Source organism: Azospirillum endophyticum (assembly GCF_016595245.1).
GTDB classification, from domain to species: Bacteria; Pseudomonadota; Alphaproteobacteria; order Azospirillales; family Azospirillaceae; genus Azospirillum; species Azospirillum endophyticum.
On the sequence record NZ_JAENHM010000018.1, the window covers coordinates 21,872 to 41,481 of the forward strand.

General features: G+C 66.8%; 16 protein-coding genes. 11 read left to right on the forward strand and 5 right to left on the reverse strand.

What is annotated here, in order from left to right:
• Positions 1-30: 30 nt before the first annotated feature.
• Together JHL17_RS05030 and JHL17_RS05035 are read right to left on the reverse strand one after the other, a co-directional pair.
• Complete coding sequence (locus JHL17_RS05030) at positions 31-1,167, reverse strand: ABC transporter substrate-binding protein (RefSeq protein ID WP_200190962.1); 1,137 nt, start codon at positions 1,165-1,167, stop codon at positions 31-33.
• A 410-nt stretch (positions 1,168-1,577) separates the two neighbouring features.
• Complete coding sequence (locus tag JHL17_RS05035) at positions 1,578-2,552, reverse strand: LysR family transcriptional regulator (protein WP_247893320.1); 975 nt, start codon at positions 2,550-2,552, stop codon at positions 1,578-1,580.
• Positions 2,553-2,675: 123 nt separating this feature from the next.
• Here JHL17_RS05035 and JHL17_RS05040 point away from each other — a divergent pair, with 123 nt between their 5' ends.
• The 11 genes from JHL17_RS05040 (at position 2,676) to fdhF (ending at position 16,928) form a co-directional block, all read left to right on the forward strand.
• Positions 2,676-4,172, forward strand: coding sequence for a form I ribulose bisphosphate carboxylase large subunit (locus JHL17_RS05040; RefSeq protein ID WP_200190963.1), 1,497 nt, complete (start codon positions 2,676-2,678; stop codon positions 4,170-4,172).
• 15 nt (positions 4,173-4,187) lie between these two features.
• Positions 4,188-4,628: a ribulose bisphosphate carboxylase small subunit gene (locus JHL17_RS05045; RefSeq protein WP_200190964.1), complete on the forward strand. Its 441-nt coding sequence runs from the start codon at positions 4,188-4,190 to the stop codon at positions 4,626-4,628.
• Positions 4,618-5,358, forward strand: a complete 741-nt coding sequence (rpe, locus tag JHL17_RS05050) for a ribulose-phosphate 3-epimerase (RefSeq protein ID WP_200190965.1) — start codon at positions 4,618-4,620, stop codon at positions 5,356-5,358. Before JHL17_RS05045 ends, rpe begins: the two co-directional genes overlap by 11 nt.
• Positions 5,355-6,275 carry a CbbX protein gene (gene cbbX / locus JHL17_RS05055; protein ID WP_200190966.1) on the forward strand — a complete coding sequence of 307 codons (921 nt, stop codon included), beginning with the start codon at positions 5,355-5,357 and terminating at the stop codon, positions 6,273-6,275. Before rpe ends, cbbX begins: the two co-directional genes overlap by 4 nt.
• Before the next feature lie 45 nt (positions 6,276-6,320).
• The gene (locus JHL17_RS05060) at positions 6,321-7,433 is read left to right on the forward strand and encodes a class 1 fructose-bisphosphatase (protein WP_200190967.1); all 1,113 of its coding nucleotides are present in this window, start codon (positions 6,321-6,323) and stop codon (positions 7,431-7,433) included.
• A 14-nt stretch (positions 7,434-7,447) separates the two neighbouring features.
• Entirely contained in the window at positions 7,448-8,323 is an 876-nt protein-coding gene (locus tag JHL17_RS05065; RefSeq protein WP_200190968.1) for a phosphoribulokinase, read from the forward strand.
• 37 nt (positions 8,324-8,360) lie between these two features.
• On the forward strand, positions 8,361-10,412 hold the full coding sequence (gene tkt, locus JHL17_RS05070) for a transketolase (protein ID WP_200190969.1): 2,052 nt from the start codon (positions 8,361-8,363) through the stop codon (positions 10,410-10,412).
• A 31-nt stretch (positions 10,413-10,443) separates the two neighbouring features.
• Positions 10,444-11,535 (forward strand): class II fructose-bisphosphate aldolase, encoded by a 1,092-nt coding sequence (gene fba / locus JHL17_RS05075; RefSeq protein ID WP_200190970.1) that lies wholly within the window; start codon positions 10,444-10,446, stop codon positions 11,533-11,535.
• A gap of 11 nt (positions 11,536-11,546) precedes the next feature.
• Complete coding sequence (gene gph / locus JHL17_RS05080; RefSeq protein ID WP_200190971.1) at positions 11,547-12,257, forward strand: phosphoglycolate phosphatase; 711 nt, start codon at positions 11,547-11,549, stop codon at positions 12,255-12,257.
• A gap of 125 nt (positions 12,258-12,382) precedes the next feature.
• Positions 12,383-14,146 (forward strand): NAD(P)H-dependent oxidoreductase subunit E, encoded by a 1,764-nt coding sequence (locus JHL17_RS05085; protein ID WP_345773752.1) that lies wholly within the window; start codon positions 12,383-12,385, stop codon positions 14,144-14,146.
• A 10-nt stretch (positions 14,147-14,156) separates the two neighbouring features.
• Positions 14,157-16,928 (forward strand): formate dehydrogenase subunit alpha, encoded by a 2,772-nt coding sequence (fdhF, locus tag JHL17_RS05090; protein WP_200190972.1) that lies wholly within the window; start codon positions 14,157-14,159, stop codon positions 16,926-16,928.
• Here fdhF and JHL17_RS05095 read toward each other — a convergent pair.
• The 3 genes from JHL17_RS05095 to JHL17_RS05105 are packed head-to-tail and all read right to left on the reverse strand — an operon-like array spanning position 16,888 to position 19,591.
• The gene (locus tag JHL17_RS05095) at positions 16,888-17,625 is read right to left on the reverse strand and encodes a (5-formylfuran-3-yl)methyl phosphate synthase (protein WP_200190973.1); all 738 of its coding nucleotides are present in this window, start codon (positions 17,623-17,625) and stop codon (positions 16,888-16,890) included. The two genes, fdhF and JHL17_RS05095, sit on opposite strands and share 41 nt — an antisense overlap.
• Complete coding sequence (locus JHL17_RS05100) at positions 17,622-18,206, reverse strand: DUF447 domain-containing protein (RefSeq protein ID WP_200190974.1); 585 nt, start codon at positions 18,204-18,206, stop codon at positions 17,622-17,624. Before JHL17_RS05100 ends, JHL17_RS05095 begins: the two co-directional genes overlap by 4 nt.
• Positions 18,197-19,591: a DUF6513 domain-containing protein gene (locus tag JHL17_RS05105; protein WP_200190975.1), complete on the reverse strand. Its 1,395-nt coding sequence runs from the start codon at positions 19,589-19,591 to the stop codon at positions 18,197-18,199. Before JHL17_RS05105 ends, JHL17_RS05100 begins: the two co-directional genes overlap by 10 nt.
• Positions 19,592-19,610 lie beyond the last annotated feature (19 nt).

Sequence of the window (19,610 nt, forward strand, 5' to 3'; positions counted from 1 at the left end):
GCAGTCTCAGCCTCGCTGTGGCGTGCCGCCTCACTGCGGCGCTTCGACGGGGGCCGACGCGACGACCTTGGGCGTCCCGCCTTCGATGCGCACCAATACGGCGTCGAAGCCGTAGGCTTGGCCCTTGGCGGTGAAGCGGTATTCGCCGTTCGGCGCCTTGTACTCGGTCTTTCCCAGCGCCGTGCGGATGGCCTCCGCATCGGTGCCGCCGGCTCGGGCGATGGCCTGTGCCGTGATGTTCAGCGCGTTGTAGCCGGCTGCCCCATACTTGCCGGGCTTCACCTTGTATTTGGCCTCATAGGCCTTGACGAATTCCTGGTTGCGCGGCGTGTCGACGCTGGAGACGTAGGGAACGGCGGCATAGATCCCCTCGGCCGCGTCGCCGGTCAGGTTGATGAAGTCAGCGGTCGCCCAGGATCCGACGCCGAACACCTTGCTCTGCACTCCCATCTCCTGGAGCTGCTTGACCAGGATGGAGCCGTCCTGCGTCTCGGCCGCGACGAAGATGCCGTCGGGCTTAGCAGCGCGCAGCTTGGTCAGCAGGGTGAAGAAATCGGTGGAGCCGTGGTCGAAATATTCGGTCAGGGCCGTCTTCACGCCCAGCGCCGACAGGTCGCGGGAGAATTCCTCCACCCCGCCGCGGCCCCAATCGTCGTTGACGCCGACATAGGCGACGGATTTCAGTTTCAGATCGTTGGCCAGGATCTTGGCGAAGGCCTTGGCCATCAACGCGTCGGTTTCGGCGGCGCGGAAGAACCAGGGATTGTTCTGCTCGGTCAAGGCGGCGCTCGACGACACGCCGGTGACCAAAGGAATCTTGTATTTCTGCGCCACCGGCATGATCGCCGCAGTGGCAGAGCTGCAGAAGGCGCCGACCAGGACGGCCACCTTGTCCTTCTGCACCAGCTTCTCGACCGCGTTCACCGAATTGGCGGGAGCGCATTGCCCGTCCTCGATGACCAGTTCGACAGGCTTGCCGAGAACGCCGCCCTTGGCGTTGATCTGCTCCACCGCCAGCTTGGCGCCTTCGACCACCGACTTCCCGTTGTAGGCGACGGAACCCGTAAGCGGTTCGACCAGACCGATCTTGACACTGTCCTGCGCATTGGCCGGACCAGCCGCAGCGACGCCTGCGGTGAGCGCGCATCCCAGAACGTAGCGGTACATCTCTAACCCTCCTGTCCCTTGCGGAAATCCGCATAGATTTTGTGGTTTTGCGGAATTGCATGTGACCCCACGCCTGCGCGGGCCCCGGCGATGCCGGAGGCGTGCACAGGGATTGCCCCCATTCGGGGTTCTTCTACGCCCTGTTTCAGTCAGTTAGGCGATTTTATTGTTCGACTAATTAATTCTTTGTCCGACGTTAACGAGGGCTGCGGCCCCCTGTCAATCCTGTTTCTTGCGTCGCCCGTCGTACGTCTTCATTGTACGCCGTGAGCGTCAAAGCAAAAAACAGGCCAATGGTGGGGACCGGGAAAGGGCGGTGGGAATCGCGGAAAGCGACGATACCGGATCAGCGGAGCCCCGGGCGGGAATGGCTAAGAGGCGTGCATCCGCATGGGTTCGGTGCAATGTGCTCAAACCCTGGGCGAGGATTTTGGTTTGCCGGCACCAGAGGCAAGTGCCTGGTGACCGGCTTGGAGGCCGTCGATGATCGCCTGTCCACGCTCCAGCAGATAGCTGCGCAACTGCGCATGCACCGGCAGCAGCGGCAGGCTGCGGCGGTGGGCGATGTACCAGGACCGCATCAGCGGCAGCCCTTCCACCTTCAACTCGCGCAGCATGCCCAGTGCCAGTTCCAGGTCTACGGTGTGGCGGGACAGCAGGGCGATCCCGATGCCGGCCATGACCGCCTGCTTGATCGTCTCATTGCTGCTGGAGGTCATGACGATGTTTGGCGTGAAGCCGCGGCTGTTGAAATAAGCGTCGGTCAGCGCCCGCGTGCCGGCCCCTTCCTCCCGCGCGATGAAGCCGCTGCCGGCCAGATCGGACAAGCGCAGGGCCGGGGCGTCGGCCAAGCAATGGGTCGGCGCGCAGATGATGCTGCTGGGATGGCGGGCGAAGGGCTCGCCAAGCAACTCCTCCTCGTCCAGCGGACGGCCCATGATGGCGAGGTCGACCTCGCCCTTGGCGACCATCGCGTTCACCTCCCGCCGGTTGCCGTCCTGGAGATGGATCGACACGCCCGGCCGCTCCTCGCGAAAGCGGGAGATCATGTGCGGCGCGATGTATTTGGCGGTGCTGACCAGCCCGATGGTGACGTTGCCGCCGGTCACCTCCCTTAGCGCCTGCATCCGCCGGTCGGCATTGTCCAGCGCCTGGAGGACGAGTGCCGCATGGTCCAGCAAATCACGTCCGGCCTCCGTCAGCACGACGCCTCGTCCCATCCGCTCGAACAGTGGGAAGCCGCAGTGGCCCTCCACCTGCTTGATCTGGAACGAGACTGCGCCGGGGGTCAGGCCGAACTGCTCCGCCACCCGGGCGAAGGACAGGCTGCGGGCGGCGGCGGTGAAGATCTGGAGCTGGCGCAGGGTGGCGTGCTGGATGGTCAACGGCCGCTCCAGTCATCAGGGATTCCTATCCATACTGTGCTGTGTATTTGAATTTTCCTCAACAGTGCGTGTGGCTAACATTTTCATCGGAACGAACCTAACGCCATCGGCGAGGTGAAGACGATGAATTACGTATCGACGACGCTCACTCCTGACCAGAAGGCCGGCAACGCGGTCGTCAGCGACCCCAAGGCCCGTTACCGGCCCGGCGTACTGAAATACCGCCAGATGGGCTATTGGGAACCGGACTACGAGCCGAAGGACACCGACGTGCTCGCCGTCTTCCGCATCACGCCGCAGGACGGCGTCGATCCGGAGGAAGCGGCGGCCGCGGTCGCCGGCGAAAGCTCCACCGCCACCTGGACCGTGGTGTGGACCGACCGGCTGACCGATTGCGAGCGCTATCGCGCCAAGGCCTACCGCGTCGATCCGGTGCCCGGCACGCCCGGCCAGTATTTCGCCTACATCGCCTATGAACTCGACCTGTTCGAGGAAGGGTCGATCGCCAATCTCACCGCGTCGATCATCGGCAACGTCTTCGGCTTCAAGCCGCTGAGGGGTCTGCGGCTGGAGGACATGCGGATCCCCGTCGCCTATCTGAAGACCTTCCAGGGACCGGCCACCGGCATCGTGGTGGAGCGCGAGCGGCTGAACAATTTCGGCCGGCCGCTGCTGGGCGCGACCATGAAGCCCAAGCTGGGCCTGTCCGGCCGCAATTACGGCCGCGTGGTGTACGAGGCGCTGAAGGGTGGGCTCGACTTCACCAAGGACGACGAGAACATCAACTCGCAGCCCTTCATGCATTGGCGCGACCGCTTCCTCTACTGCATGGAGGGGGTGAACCGCGCCATCGCCGAGACCGGGGAGGTCAAGGGCACCTACCTGAACGTCACCGCCGCCACCATGGAGGACATGTACGAGCGCGCCGAGTTCGCCAAGGAGCTGGGCAGCGTCGTCATCATGATCGATCTGGTGATCGGCTACACCGCGATCCAGTCGATGGCGAAATGGGCGCGGCGCAACGACATGATCCTGCACCTGCACCGGGCCGGCCATTCCACCTACACAAGGCAGAAGAGCCACGGCGTGTCCTTCCGGGTGATTGCCAAGTGGATGCGCATGGCCGGCGTCGACCACATCCATGCCGGTACCGTCGTCGGCAAACTGGAAGGCGATCCCAACGTCATCCGCGGCATCTACGACACCTGCCGCGAGACCCATGTCGCGCAGAATTTCCAGCATGGCATCTTCTTCGACCAGCCCTGGGCCGGGCTGAAACGGGTGATGCCGGTGGCGTCCGGCGGCATCCATGCCGGGCAGATGCACCAGTTGCTGGCGTATCTGGGCGAGGACGTCGTCCTGCAGTTCGGCGGCGGCACCATCGGCCATCCCGACGGCATCCAGGCCGGCGCCACCGCCAACCGCGTCGCGCTGGAGGTGATGGTCAAGGCGCGCAACGAGGGGCGCGACATCTGGAACGAAGGGCCGGAGATCCTGCGCGACGCCGCCCGCTGGTGCGCTCCGCTGCGGGCGGCGCTCGACACCTGGAAGGACGTCACCTTCGACTACGCCTCCACCGACAGCGTCGATTACGTCCCCACCCCCACAACGGCGATGTGAGAAGGAGAGAATTCCATGCGACTGACACAGGGCCAGTTCTCCTTCCTGCCGGACCTGACGGACGGGGAGATCACCCGCCAAGTGCAATACGCCCTCGACCAGGGCTGGGCCGTGGCGGTGGAGTTCACCGACGATCCGCATCCGCGCAACAGCTATTGGACGATGTGGGGCAATCCCATGTTCGATCTGCGCGACGCAAAGGGCGTGATGATGGAGATCGACGCCTGCCGCGCCGCCCATCCCGACCAGTACGTCAAGGTGCTCGCCTTCGACAGCTCGCACGGCTTCGAGACGGTGCGCATGTCCTACCTGATCAACCGCCCGGCCGAGGAGCCCGGCTTCGAGCTGCTGCGTTCCGAAGGACCGGGGCGGCGTATCGGCTATACGGTGCGCAGCTATGCCACCGGTCGTCCTTCCGGGGAGCGCTATGGCGGGGAGACCCGTCATGGAACGTGAGCTTGGGGCCGGACATCTCCTCGCCCCCTCGATCCTCTCCGCCGACTTCGCCCGGCTGGGCGAGGAGGTGGAGCGGGTGGCGGAGGCCGGATGCGAAGTCATCCACGTCGACGTGATGGACAATCATTACGTTCCCAATCTGACCATCGGTCCACTGGTCTGCGCCGCCATCCGCCCGCGCACCCGCGCCGTCATCGACGTGCATCTGATGGTGCGGCCGGTCGATGCGCTGGTGCCGCTGTTCGCCAAGGCCGGTGCCGACATCATCAGTTTTCACCCCGAGGCATCCGATCATCCCGACCGGACCCTGGGCCTGATCCGCGAGCTGGGCTGCCGCGCCGGTCTGGCGCTGAATCCGGCCACGCCGCTGACCCATCTCGACCATGTGATGGACCGGCTGGATCTGATCCTCGTCATGTCGGTCAATCCCGGTTTCGGTGGCCAGTCCTTCATCCCGTCGGCATTCGATAAGATCGCCCAAATCCGTCGCCGCATCGACGGTCACCGCGAGCGCACCGGCCGCGACATCCGCTTGGAGGTGGATGGCGGCATCAAGCCCGACAACATCCGCACTGTCGCCGATGCCGGGGCAGACCTTTTCGTCGCCGGCTCCGCCATCTTCGGCGCGCCCGACGCCGACGGCGGCTATCGCGGCGTGGTCGGCCGCATGCGCGCCGCGCTGAATGCGCAGCCGGCGGAGTTGACCGCACCGGCATGGAGGGTGGCATGAGCGAAGCCGCCGACCTGCTCGACCCCGAAGCCCGCGACCGACCACCTGACAATCAGTTGATCGACCTCGACGCACTCTATCGCGAGTCCGGCATCTGCGGGATGCTGGCGGGAATGGATCGCGAACTGGTCGGCCTGACGCCGGTGAAGACGCGCATCCGCGAGATCGCTGCCCTGCTGCTGGTGGAACGCGCACGCCGCAGCATCGGCTTCAAGGCGGAACCGCCGTCGCTGCACATGTGCTTCACCGGTAATCCCGGTACTGGAAAGACCAGTGTGGCTCGCCGCATGGCCGGGCTTCTCCACGGGCTGGGTTACATCCGGCGCGACCACGTGGTCGGCGTCACCCGCGACGATCTGGTCGGCCAGTACATCGGTCACACGGCACCCAAGACCAAGGAGGTGCTGAAGCGCGCCATGGGCGGCGTGCTGTTCATCGACGAGGCCTATTATCTCTATAGGCCGGAGAACGAGCGCGATTACGGCCAGGAAGCCATCGAAATCCTGCTCCAGGTGATGGAGGACAACCGCGACGACCTCGTTGTGATCCTTGCCGGCTATCGGGACCGCATGGAGGTCTTCTTCCGCTCCAACCCCGGCATGGCATCGCGCATCGCCCACCATGTCGATTTCCCCGATTACGAAGCCGATGAATTGCTGGAGATCGCCCGGCTGATGACGGCGGATATGCAGTACCGCCTGGAGCCAGAGGCCGAACGGGCGATGGCCGACTACATCCTTCGCCGCATGGCGCAGCCGCGCTTCGCCAACGCCCGCTCCATCCGCAACGCGCTGGACCGCGCCCGGCTGCGGCAGGCCAACCGCCTATTCGAAGCGCGCGGCAGCGCCATCGGCGCCACCGACCTGCTGACCATCGCCGAGGAGGACATCCGCCGGAGCCGCGTCTTCACACAATAGGCCGGCAACAAGCCGGCCGTGCAAAACACGAGAGAGGGGGAACCGATGCCGCACCGTCACACGACCTTCAGCAAATTCATCATCGAGGACCAGCGCCGCCGCGGCGGAGCCGACACCGACCTGACCGCCCTGCTCAACGACGTGCAGACCGCGTGCAAGTTCATCGCCCGCGCCGCCGCCCGCGGGTCGCTGTCGCCGGTGGCCGGCCAGCCCGCCGTTTCGGCCCCCGAGCCAGGCGTCAATGTCCATGGCGAGACGCAGAAGCCGCTGGACCTGATCGCCAACGAGATCATGCTGCGCACCTGCGAGTATGGCGGCAAGCTCTGCGGCATGGCGTCGGAAGAGATGGAGGAGCCCTACCGCATCCCCCGGGAATATCCCCGCGGCCGCTATCTGCTGGCCTTCGATCCGCTGGACGGCTCGTCGAACGTGGACGTCAATCTGACGGTCGGCACCATCTTCTCCATCCTCAAGGCACCTGACGGCGTGGACGAGCCGGAGGTCGAACATTTCCTACAGCCCGGCACCCAGCAGGTGGCGGCCGGCTTCGCCCTCTACGGCCCGGCCGACATGATCATCGCCACCTTCGGCGAGGGCGTGCACGGCTTCACGCTCGACCGCGAGATCGGCGCCTATACGTTGACCCACCCGGACATGCGCATTCCCGATCATGTCTGCGAGTTCGCCATCAACAGCTCCAACGCCCGCTTTTGGGAGCCGCCGGTGCGCATGTATGTCGAGGAATGCATCAAGGGCAGTTCCGGCCCGCGCGAGGCGGACTTCAACATGCGCTGGATCGCGTCCCTGGTGGCGGAAGTCTACCGAATCCTGATCCGCGGGGGTGTCTTCCTCTATCCGCGCGACGCCCGGCCCACCCACAAGCCCGGCCGGCTGCGCCTTCTCTACGAGGCGAACCCGATCGCCATGCTGGTGGAGCAGGCCGGCGGGGCGGCAAGCACCGGACGGCAGCGCATCCTCGACATCAAGCCGATGGCCCTGCACCAGCGTGTGCCGGTGATCCTGGGCTCGAAGGCGGAGGTTGAGCGGCTGGTCGCCTACCACGCGGCCTACGACCGGGGGGAGGAACTGTCCTTCCACGCGCCGCTGTTCGGCAGCCGGTCGCTGTTCCTGGCCTCGGAAACCGCGGCACTCGGCTGAAGGAGGAGGATGCCATGTCGGCCCGTCACCCGATCATCGTCGTCACCGGTTCCTCCGGTGCCGGCACGACCACCGTTACCCGCACCTTCCAACAGATCTTCCGCCGGGAGGGTATCGCCGCGGCCATCGTCGAAGGCGACAGTTTCCACCGCTATGACCGGCGGGAGATGCGCGCCAAGGTCGCCGAGGCGCAGGAGAGCCCCCATTCGACCTTCAGCCATTTCGGCCCCGACGCCAACCTGTTCGAGGAGTTGGACGACCTGTTCCGCAGCTATGGCGAGACCGGCGGCGGCCGGACCCGCCGGTATCTGCATGACGAGAAGGAGGCTGCTCCCTACGGCCGGGATCCCGGCACCTTCACCCCGTGGGAGGAGATCGACCCTGGGACCGACCTGCTGTTCTACGAGGGACTGCACGGCTGCGTGCGCACCGACCGCGTCGATCTCGCCCGCCACGCCGACCTGAAAATCGGCGTCGTCCCCATCGTCAACCTCGAATGGATCCAGAAGATCCACCGCGACCGCAACATGCGCGGCTATTCGGAAGAGGCCATCGTCGACACCATCCTGCGGCGCATGCCCGACTACGTGAAATACATCTGCCCGCAGTTCAGCAGCACCGACGTGAATTTCCAGCGCGTGCCGACGGTGGACACCAGCAACCCCTTCATCGCCCGCGACATCCCGACCTCGGACGAGAGCATGCTGGTCATCCGCTTCACCCGGCCGAAGGGCATCGACTTTCCCTATCTGCTGTCGATGCTGAAGGAAAGTTTCATGACCCGGCCCAACACCATCGTCTGTCCGGGCGACAAGATGGCGCTGGCGATGCAGCTGATCTTCACGCCGATGATCTGGCAGCTGGCCGACCGCAAGAAGAAGGCGTTCTGAGGAACGCTGGAAAGCAACATCGGGGAGGACGCCGACCATGGATGCATCCGTCACCGCGGCCGTCGAGGTCCGCGAACAGGGCCGGCTTGCCTTGCCGCCCGACATGCCTGACCGTGGCTCCGGCCGCCGCATGCTGGCGAACGCGTTGCGCGTGCTCGCCATCGATGCGGTGGAGGCCGCGAACTCCGGCCATCCCGGCATGCCGATGGGCATGGCCGATATCGCCGAGGCGCTGTGGCGCCGCCATCTACGCCACAACCCGGCCGATCCGCGCTGGCCCGACCGCGACCGTTTCGTGCTGTCGAACGGGCACGGCTCCATGCTGCTCTACGCCCTGCTGCACCTGACCGGCTACGACCTGCCGATGGAAGAATTGCGGCGTTTCCGGCAACTCGGCTCGCGCACCCCGGGGCATCCGGAATATGGCGTCACGCCGGGAGTGGAGACGACCACCGGTCCGCTGGGGCAGGGTCTCGCCAACGCCGTCGGCATGGCGCTGGCCGAACGGCTGCTGGCGGCGGAGTTCAACAAGCCGGGGTACCGGATCGTCGATCACCGAACCTTCTGCTTCGTCGGCGACGGCTGCCTGATGGAGGGCATCAGCCACGAGGCCTGCTCGCTCGCCGGCACGCTGGGGCTGGAAAAGCTGGTGGTCTTCTATGACGACAACGGCATTTCGATCGACGGTCCTGTGAGCGGTTGGTTCACCGACGACACGCCGCGGCGCTTCGAAGCCTATGGCTGGCGGGTGCTCCGCGAGGTCGACGGCCATGATGCCTACGCGCTGGATGCCGCCATCGATGAGGCGCTGACATCCTGCGGCAAGCCGACGTTGATCTGTTGCCAGACGGTGATCGGTTGCGGTTCTCCCAGCCGGGCCGGATCGGCGGACGTGCATGGGGCGCCGCTGGGCGCGGCCGAGGTCACCGAGACCAGAGCCGCACTCGGTTGGGCCTCTCCGCCCTTCGTGTTGCCGGAAGAGGTGCGGGCCGGTTGGGATGCCCGGCGGCGTGGCGCTGCGGCACAGGCCGACTGGCAGGCCCGCTTCGACGCTTATGCCGACGCCCATCCGTCGGCTGCCGCCGAATTCCTGCGGCGGATGCAGGGCGAGTTGCCGGAGAGTTTCGCCGCCGCAGTCGACGCCTGGATCGCCACCGTCGCGGAGCGGGCGGAATCGATGGCGACGCGCAAGGCCTCCCAGCAATCCATCCGGATGTTGGCGAGCCTGCTGCCCGAACTGCTGGGCGGATCGGCGGATCTGACCGGCTCCAATCTTACCGACTGGCCGGGAAGCGGCGGCCGCCACCTCCATTACGGCGTGCGGGAGTTCGGCATGGCCGCGGTGATGAACGGCCTGGCGCTGCATGGCGGCATCATTCCCTTCGGCGGTACTTTTCTGGCCTTTTCCGACTATGCCCGCAACGGTCTGCGGCTGTCGGCGCTGATGGGGCTGCGCGTCGTCCATGTCTTCACCCATGACGGCATCGGCCTTGGCGAGGATGGCCCGACGCATCAGCCGGTCGAGCATGCCGCCAGCCTGCGCTTGATGCCGAATCTCGACGTTTGGCGCCCCTGCGATGTCCTGGAAACTGCCATTGCCTGGCGTGCCGCGGTCGAGAGGCTCGACGGACCGACCGCCCTGCTGCTGTCGCGCCAGACCTTGCCGGCCCAGCAGGGCGCGGATCGGGTGCGCGATGCCGCCCGCGGTGGCTATGTGCTGACCGATGACGGGAAGCCCGACGTGGTGCTGATCGCCACCGGGTCGGAAGTGCCCATCGCCATGGAGGCGCGGCTTCTGCTCATCCACCGGGGCATCGCCGCCCGTGTCGTCTCTATGCCTTGCTGCGAGGTCTTCGAGCGGCAGGATCCGGCATGGCGCCGGACTGTGTTGCCGGACGGTGTTCCACGGCTGGCGGTGGAGGCCGGGGCGACCGGCTTGTGGCGCGCCACTGTCGGGCTCGACGGCGACGTGGTCGGGCTGGACCGCTACGGGGAGTCCGCTCCCGCTCCCGACCTCTACCGCCATTTCGGCATTACGGCGGACGCGGTGGCGGATCGCGCCCAGCGCCTCTGCTTGCCCCAGTCCTGAATTCCCGATCCTGAACCGGAGACCTCCCGCGATGGCCCTGATCTCCCTCCGACAGCTCCTCGACCATGCGGCCGAGCAGGGCTATGGCGTGCCGGCCTTCAACATCAACAACATGGAACAGATCCAGGCGATCATGCAGGCGGCGGACGACTGCGCCAGCCCGGTGATCCTCCAGGCCTCCGCCGGCGCGCGCAAATATGCCGGCGAGCCGTTCCTGCGCCACATGGTGCAGGCGGCGGTGGAGATGTGGCCGCACATCCCCGTCTGCCTGCACCAGGACCATGGCGCCAGCCCGGCCGTCTGCCAGCAGGCCATCCGTTCCGGCTTCACCAGCGTGATGATGGACGGCTCGCTGCTGGACGACATGAAGACGCCGGCCGGCTATGACTACAACATCCGCGTCACCCGGCAGGTGGTGGAGCAGGCGCATGCCGTCGGCGTGTCGGTGGAGGGCGAGTTGGGCTGTCTCGGCTCGCTGGAGACCGGCCGGGCAGGGGAGGAGGACGGTTCTGGCGCCGCCGGCACGCTGTCGCGCGACCAGTTGCTGACCGATCCGGAGCAGGCGGCGGACTTCGTGGCGCGGACGGGGGTGGATGCGCTCGCCATCGCCATCGGCACCAGCCATGGCGCCTACAAATTCAGCCGCTGCCCGGACGGCGAGGTGTTGGCCGTCGAGCGCATCCGTGCCATTCACGACCGCATCCCCGACACCCATCTGGTGATGCACGGGTCCTCCAGCGTGCCGCAGGAGTGGCTGGAGATCATCCGCGCTCATGGCGGCAGCATCCGCGAGACCTATGGCGTACCGGTCGAGGAAATCCGCGAGGGCATCCGCAACGGCGTGCGCAAGGTCAATATCGACACCGACATCCGCCTTGCCATGAGCGGCAGCCTGCGCCGCGCGATGATGACGCGGCCCGAGGAGTTCGACCCGCGCAAGTTCCTGGCCGAAGCGACCAGGGCCGCCGGCGCCCTGTGCCGGGACCGGTTCGAGGCCTTCGGATCGGCTGGGCAGGCCGACCGCATCGTGCCGTTGCCGCTGGAGCGCATGGCCGCCCGTGCCGCGGTGCTCGAATCTGCGGCGATGGAACGACGATCGCCGGTGATGATGGCGTCCGGCTGAGGGAGAGGGAGTTGGCAAGACCGGCGCCGGTGATCTTCGATCTGGATGGAACGCTGATCGACAGCGTCCCCCATCTGGGCCAGGCCCTCAACCGCCTGCTCGGCGAATGGGGTCGGACGTCGGTGACCGACGCCATGCTGCGCTCCTTCATCGGCGACGGGCCCCGGCGGCTGGTGGAGCGTGGTTTCGCCGCCACCGGCCGTGCGCTGTCGAGGGAGGAGGTCGGGCCGGCTTTGGCCCGTTTCCTCGATTTCTACGCCGTGCTTCCCGCCGACCCCGGCAGCATCTATCCCGGCGTGCCGCGGACGCTGGCGCGGCTGGCCGGTGCCGGTCATCCCATCGGCCTGTGCACCAACAAGCCCCAAGCGATCGCCCGCGACCTGCTGGATGAATTGGAGCTTCTGCCCTTCTTCGGCGCCATCGTCGGCGGCGACAGCCTGCCCCAGTGCAAGCCGGCACCGGAACCTCTGCTTGCCGTGCTGACTGCGCTGGGTGGGCCGTTCGCCGGTGCGATCATGGTGGGGGACGGTCCCAACGACATTGCCGCCGCCCATGCCGCCGGAATTGTGTCCATTCTCGTTTCTTACGGTTATGGCGGCGAACCAGCCGACCTTTCCGCCGATCTGGTGATCGACCGCTTCACCGACCTTCCGGACGCGCTGGAGGCCGTTCATCGGAATCTTGCCTCACCCCATCCGACATTCCCATTCGGCCGAAGCTGAGGATAATTTAGATTGCTGACATTCGGTACCGGATGCGTTAGCGTGGCATCTGGTATACGACACGCCAGGAACTTGGGATCGCGACAGCCAGAAGCGCGAACCACCCAGCAGAGGCCAGAACCGCCGTGACCGCATTCCCCCCGATCATCAGCGCGACGCCGCCCGGCGGCGTTCCTGCCCGCAGCATCCATCCCGGCTCCGGCCGCCGCAAGACGCGCGACCAGCAGAAGGGCCGTCAGGTCGATCCACTCAGCCTTGATGAGGTGAGGGCGCTTCTCGGCGACCGGTCTCGTCAGGCCGACCTGCTGATCGAGCATCTCCACCTGCTTCAGGACCATTACGGCTGCCTGCATGCCCGCCATCTCGCCGCACTTGCGAAGGAGATGCGGCTGGCGCTGGTCGAGGTGTTCGAAGTGGCGTCCTTCTACGCCCATTTCGACATCGTGATGGACGGCGAGCCGGCACCGCCGAAGCTCACCATCCGTGTCTGCGATTCCCTGAGCTGTGCGCTCGCCGGGGCGGAACAGCTCCACGATGCGCTGAAGGCCGGCGTCGACGAGCGCGATGTCCGCATCCTGCGCGCGCCCTGCATGGGTGGCTGCAACAACGCGCCCGTGGTGGCGATCGGCCATGCCCCGCACGAGAATGCCACGGTGGACAGCGTGCTCGATGCCGTCGCCCATGGCCATGTCCATCCGGACATCCCCGATTATCTGGGCTTCGACGCCTATATCCGCGGCGGCGGCTACAAGATGCTGGCCGAATGCCTGAACGGCGCGCGCGACGTCGATGCCGTGTTGAAGGGGCTGGAGGATTCCAGCATCCGCGGCCTGGGCGGCGCCGGCTTCCCCACCGGCCTGAAATGGCGCTATGTCCGGGCGGAGCCGGGACCGCGCATGATGGCGATCAACGGCGACGAGGGCGAACCGGGCACCTTCAAGGACCGCTTCCACCTGGAGCGTGACCCGCACCGTTTCCTGGAGGGTATGCTGATCGGCGCCTGGACGGTGGAGGCGACAGACGTCTACATCTATCTGCGCGACGAGTACCCGCAATGCCGGGAAATCCTGCTGCGCGAGATCCCGAAGGTCGAGGCCGCCGGCTTTGCCCGCCACACCCGCATCCATCTGCGGCGAGGCGCCGGCGCCTACATCTGCGGCGAGGAATCGGCGATGCTGGAAAGCATCGAGGGCAAGCGCGGACTGCCCCGTCACAAGCCGCCCTTCCCGTCGGTGGTCGGTCTGTTCGGCCGCCCGACCCTGATCAACAACATCGAGACGGTGTTCTGGGTCCGCGAGATCCTGGAGAAGGGCGGGGCGTGGTTCGCCGGCCACGGTATGAACGGGCGCAAGGGGCTGCGCACCTTCTCGGTTTCCGGCCGGGTGAAGGAGCCGGGGGTCAAGCTGGCCCCGGCCGGCATCACCCTGCAGGAGCTGATCGACCAATACTGCGGCGGCATGGCCGACGGCCACACGCTGAAGGGCTACTTGCCCGGCGGCCCCTCGGGCGGCATCCTGCCGGCGTCGATGGCGGACATCCCGCTCGATTTCGGCACGCTGGAACCGCATGGCTCCTTCATCGGCTCGGCCGCCGTCGTCGTGCTGTCGGACAAGGACAACATGCGCGACGTGGCGCTCAACCTGCTGAAGTTCTTCGAGGACGAGAGCTGCGGCCAATGCACGCCCTGCCGGGTCGGCACCGAAAAGGCCGTGCGCCTGATCAGCGAACCGGAATGGGATGAGGAGCTGCTTGCAGCGCTCGCCACCGTGATGGGCGACGCGTCGATCTGCGGATTGGGGCAGGCGGCGATGAACCCGATCAAGCTCGTGATGAAGCATTTCCGTGAGGACTTCGTGTCGCGCCAAGCCGCAACCGGGTCGCAGGGGTAAGGAGACCGACATGTCCAACGGCATCACTTTCACCCTGGACGGCGCCGAGGTCGAGGCACGCAACGGCGAGACGATCTGGCAGGTCGCCACCCGGCTCGGTACCGAAATCCCGCATCTCTGTCATCGGCCGGAGCCGGGGTACCGGCCGGACGGCAACTGCCGGGCCTGCATGGTGGAGATCGAGGGCGAGCGCGTGCTCGCCGCCTCCTGCATCCGCAAGCCCAAGCCCGGCATGACGGTGCGCACCGCATCGGAGCGTGCCAAGGCCTCGCGCAAGCTGGTCTTCGAACTGCTGCTGGCCGACCAGCCGGAGCGGAAGGCCGCGCACGACCCCAATTCGACCTTCTGGAATTGGACCGACAAGGTCGAGGTTGCCGGAAGCCGCTTCCCGGCCGTGGACAGGCCGACCAAGACCGACGACATGTCGCACCCGGCGATGGCGGTCCAGCTCGACGCCTGCATCCACTGCAACCTGTGCGTCCGCGCCTGCCGCGAGGTCCAGGTCAACGACGTCATCGGCATGGCCGCACGCGGGCATCTGGAAAAGATCGTCTTCGATTTCGACGACCCGATGGGTCAGTCCACCTGTGTGGCCTGCGGCGAGTGCGTGCAGGCCTGCCCGACCGGCGCGCTGATGCCGGCGACCCTGGTGGACGAGAAGGGCGTCTACGCCAACGCCCCCGACCGCGAGGTCCATTCGGTCTGCCCCTATTGTGGGGTCGGCTGCCAGCTGACCTACCGGGTGCGTGACAACAAGATCGTCGCCGTCGACGGCCGCGACGGGCCGTCCAACCAGAACCGCCTGTGCGTGAAGGGCCGGTTCGGCTTCGACTACGCCCATCACGGCGACCGGCTGACCGTGCCGCTGATCCGCAAGGAGGGCGTGTCGAAGCACGACGTCGACATCGACCCGATGAATCCCTTCACCCATTTCCGCGAAGCGAGCTGGGACGAGGCTCTGGCCGCAGCGGCCGGGGGGCTGCGGAAGATCCGGGACGAGCGCGGCGGCAACGCGCTGGCCGGCTTCGGGTCGGCCAAGGGGTCGAACGAGGAGGCCTACCTGTTCCAGAAGCTGGTCCGCACCGGTTTCGGCACCAACAACGTCGATCACTGCACGCGGCTGTGCCATGCCTCCTCGGTCGCGGCGCTGATCGAGGGCGTCGGGTCGGGGGCGGTGTCGGCTCCCTTCATGGCGGCGGAGGATGCCGAGGTCATCGTCATCATCGGCGCCAACCCGACGGAGAACCACCCGGTCGCCGCGACCTTCTTCAAGAACGCGGCGGAGCGTGGGGCGAAGCTGATCGTCATGGATCCGCGCGGGCTCGCCATGGCGCGCCACGCCACCCACATGCTGCAGTTCACGCCGGGCCGCGACGTGTCGATGCTGAACGCCATCCTCCACACCATCATCGCGGAGGGGCTGTACGACCGCCAGTATGTCCAGGCCAACACCGAGGATTTCGAGGCGCTGGCCGAAACGGTCAAGGATTACCCGCCCGAGGAGATGGAGAAGGTCTGCGGCATTCCAGCCGCCACCCTGCGCACGGTGGCGCGGCTGTTCGCCCGGGCCAAATCGTCGATCATCTTCTGGGGCATGGGCGTGTCGCAGCACATCCACGGGACCGACAACAGCCGCTGCCTGATCGCGCTGTCGCTGGTCACCGGCCAGATCGGCCGCCCCGGCACCGGCCTGCATCCGCTGCGGGGCCAGAACAACGTCCAGGGCGCGTCCGACGCCGGCCTGATCCCGATGTTCTACCCCGACTACAAGTCGGTCGAGGACCCGGAGGTCCAGTCCTTCTACGAGAATTACTGGGGCACCAAGCTGGACGGCAAACGCGGACTGACGGTCGTCGAAATCATGGACGCGATCCATGACGGCCGGATCCGCGGGCTCTATGTCGAGGGCGAGAACCCGGCGATGTCCGATCCCGACGTGACCCACGCCCGCGAGGCGCTGGCCATGCTGGACCATCTGGTGGTCCAGGACATCTTCCTGACCGAGACGGCGAAATACGCCGACGTGGTGCTTCCGGCCTCGGCTTGGCCGGAGAAGGACGGCACCGTCATCAACACCAACCGGCAGGTCCAGATGGGCCGCGCGGCGGTGCCGTTGCCGGGCGAGGCGCGCCAGGATCTCTGGATCATCCAGGACATGGCGCGCGGGCTGGGCCTGAACTGGACCTACAGCCATGTGTCGGAGGTGTTCGCGGAGATGGTCGGGGCCATGCCGTCGCTCGCCAATATCACCTGGGAGCGGGTGGAGCGCGAGGAGTCCGTCACCTATCCGGTGGACGGTCCGGACGAAGCCGGCCATGACATCGTCTTCGGCAACGGCTTCCCGACCAAGTCCGGCCGCGGGCGCTTCGTGCCGGCGCGGCCGATCAATCCGGCGGAGACGCCCGATCTCGACTATCCGCTGGTGCTCACCACCGGTCGCCAGTTGGAGCACTGGCATACCGGTTCGATGACCCGGCGGTCGAGCGTGCTGGATGCGGTCGAACCGGAGGCGGTCGCCTATGTCTCGCCGCACGACCTCACCCGTGCCGGCATGAGGACCGGCGATTACATGCTGGTATCCAGCCGCCGCGGCACCATTCGCCTGAAGGCCCGCATCGACGACCGCATGCCGGTCGGGCTGGTCTTCATTCCCTTCGCCTATGCCGAAGCGGCGGCGAATGTTCTGACCAATCCGCAGCTCGATCCATTCGGCAAGATCCCGGAGTTCAAATACTGCGCGATCAAGATCGAACGGGCAGAGATCGCGGAGGCGGCGGAGTAGCGATGGGCAATTTGGCCATGCAGGCGGCGACCCGCGTCACCGCCTGTGGGTCGATGCCGGCGGTCCGCTCCCCGCCGCACAGAGCACCGCGGAAGCCGAGATAGTCCGGCGCCAGGGCTGACAGGGCCGGGATGTCCGAAACCCGCAACGACCCGGCCAGCCCGGTCAACAGATGATGCGCCTTTGCGCAGGACACGAAGGCACCCAACTGCGCATCGTTCCAGTGGTGGCGCAGGCCATGGCGCTTGCCGGAGGTGTCCAGCATCGCCCCGCGGAAGCCGGCGGCGGCAAGCCGGTCGATCGGCAGGCAGCAGGGATCGCCCGGCCACAAATCGGCGAAGAGCACGGCGATCAGCCGCGCCCCCTCCGCCGCAAGCGGTGCCAGCGCGTCGATGCAGCGGTCGGGCGCACCGTCCGGCGCGAAACCGATCTTGACGAAATCCACCCCGGTGGCCGCGATCCGGCGTGCTGCCGGAAGCACGGCATCGGGCCGCATCGGATGGTCGCCGATGGTGGCGCTCAACCGTGGCCGCTGCTGATTGGCTGCCAAGTCCCGCACCGCCGCGGCGATGTCCCCCGCGTCCCAGGCGCCGAGTGCCCCGGCGGCGGGGTCCTTCAGGTCCAGGATGTCGGGTGCCGTCGGCAGGATCAGCGAGATTTCCGCCGCGTTCGCGACACTGGCCAGCCATCCGGTCATGAATCCTCTCCCGCGCGGTGAGCGGCGATGCGGGCCATCAGCCAATCCCAGGCCTCCAGTTCCGGCGGGCCGGCGGTCTTGCCGATGGCGATGGTCAGATAGTCGATCTCGCACGCGATCTTGTCCATGGGCAGCATGTGCAGCCGGCTGACCAGGATGGCGGCTTCGATCACCGCCGCCTGCGCCCGGTTGAAGCCGCGGAAGCTGGCATGCGCCGCGGCATGGACGGTGCGGCAATGGAAACGCGGGCGTACCGGATCGTTCTCCATCTCCACCACCGCTATTTCCTCGTGCGACAGGCAGTGGGCCAGGCGCGGTGCGTCGATCCTGTCCGCCGGAACGGTCGGCCACTCCCGGCGGCGTCCGCTGATGCAGCCGGCGAAGACCCGGACATCGTCGGTGTGGTTGACGACGGCGCAGCGCCGGGCGAGCAAATTGTCCAACGTCCGCGACGGCCGGAACGGGGCCAGCACCAGCCGTTCGCCGTCACCATCCAAGTCGACGGTCACCCCCATCGGTGCCACATGAGGCCGCCCGTCGACGCCGGTCGTGGTGATGATGGTCTCGCGGATCAGGGGCATGGGTCGCTTCGCTTGGTCGGGCCGGTGGCGTGGAAGGCGCTGGGGTCCTCCCGCGGCTCATCGGTCGCGGCCCCCCAGCGCAATTCGCTGTCTTGGGCATAGCGTTTGCCGAGCTGCCACGCGATTTGTGCCCGGGCCAGTTCCACCCCCAGGTAGAAGGCATGACCGGAGTCGGTCGTCGGATCGAGTTTGGGGAACAGGTCGAAGGGATCGGTGGCGCGGTGAAGGCCGTCACGGTTGTAGAGGTGGATGCCCTCGGCACTGACCTCCACACGGTAGTTAGGATCGCGGATCCGCGCGGCGGTCTCCGCGATCTGCTCGGCGCTGCGGACGAAGGGCCGGCGGTCGCGCAGGCAGAGCAGGCCGTTGCCGAAGCCGCGCGGCATGCTGTGCGCGGCACGGGCGGCGAAGAACTGACGCCGCGCCGTGTCGAACTCGCGGATTGCGCGGCGGCAATGCGGGCTGACCTGCACCGCCAGCACATTGCCGATGCGCAGCTCCGAAACCACACCCATCAGCACGGCGGTGATGCCGGAGGTATCGGCGTCGGTCAACTCGGTGACATTGCCGATGCCCATCAGGATCTCGGCGTCGGGCCAGCGCTCCCGCACCGCATGGTAGCGCAGCAGGGACTGGGTGAAGCCATGGTGGATCGGCTCCAGGATCGGATCGACCAGGAAGCGACGGCCGCGGTCAAACATGGCGTCGACGGCCCGGCCGAGGCTGTCGAGATCGCGCGGCGTGGTCGGGATCAGCACGGGTACGGCCCCTCCCTCGTCGACAAGATGGATCGTCTCCTCGGTCAGGCTGAGCAGATAGTCTGCACCGGCCCGGTTGGCACGGCGCAGCTCTTCGGCATTCAGGGAGTCGACACTGACGGTGAACCCGGCACCGTGCAGCGCGTCGATCGCCTCTTCCAGATGGGGAAAGGGTGTGTCCGGCAGGCAGCCGAGGTCGATGACGTCGGCACCGTCGCGGCGAAGCTCCGCTGCCTTGGCCAGAATGGCGCCGATTTCACGCGACGGTGCGTCGACGATCTCGGCAAAGATGCAGGTGTCGTGGCGGCTGAGGTCGAGGGGACGGGCCTGTCGTTGGAAGAATTGCGGCAAATCCTCGAGTTCGTCCGGGCCGCGTTCGACCGCGGTTCCGAAATGCTCGGCCAGAGCGCCGAGATCGCCGCGGAACCTGCCCGGCAGCAGGATCAGGTCGGCGCCGCGCGCGGAGTCCAGTCGCCGCAGAACGATGTCGGTGGTGGCGAGTGCCGCGACCTTGACGCCGAGATTGACGATGGTCGTCTCGAAGGGCAGGGGGGAGAGCGATTCCAGGACCTGCCGCAGCCGCTCTTCCGCCAGGGAGCCGGTCAGGAAAAGGATGTGCCGGGCCATGCCGCCTCCCGGTCCCGCG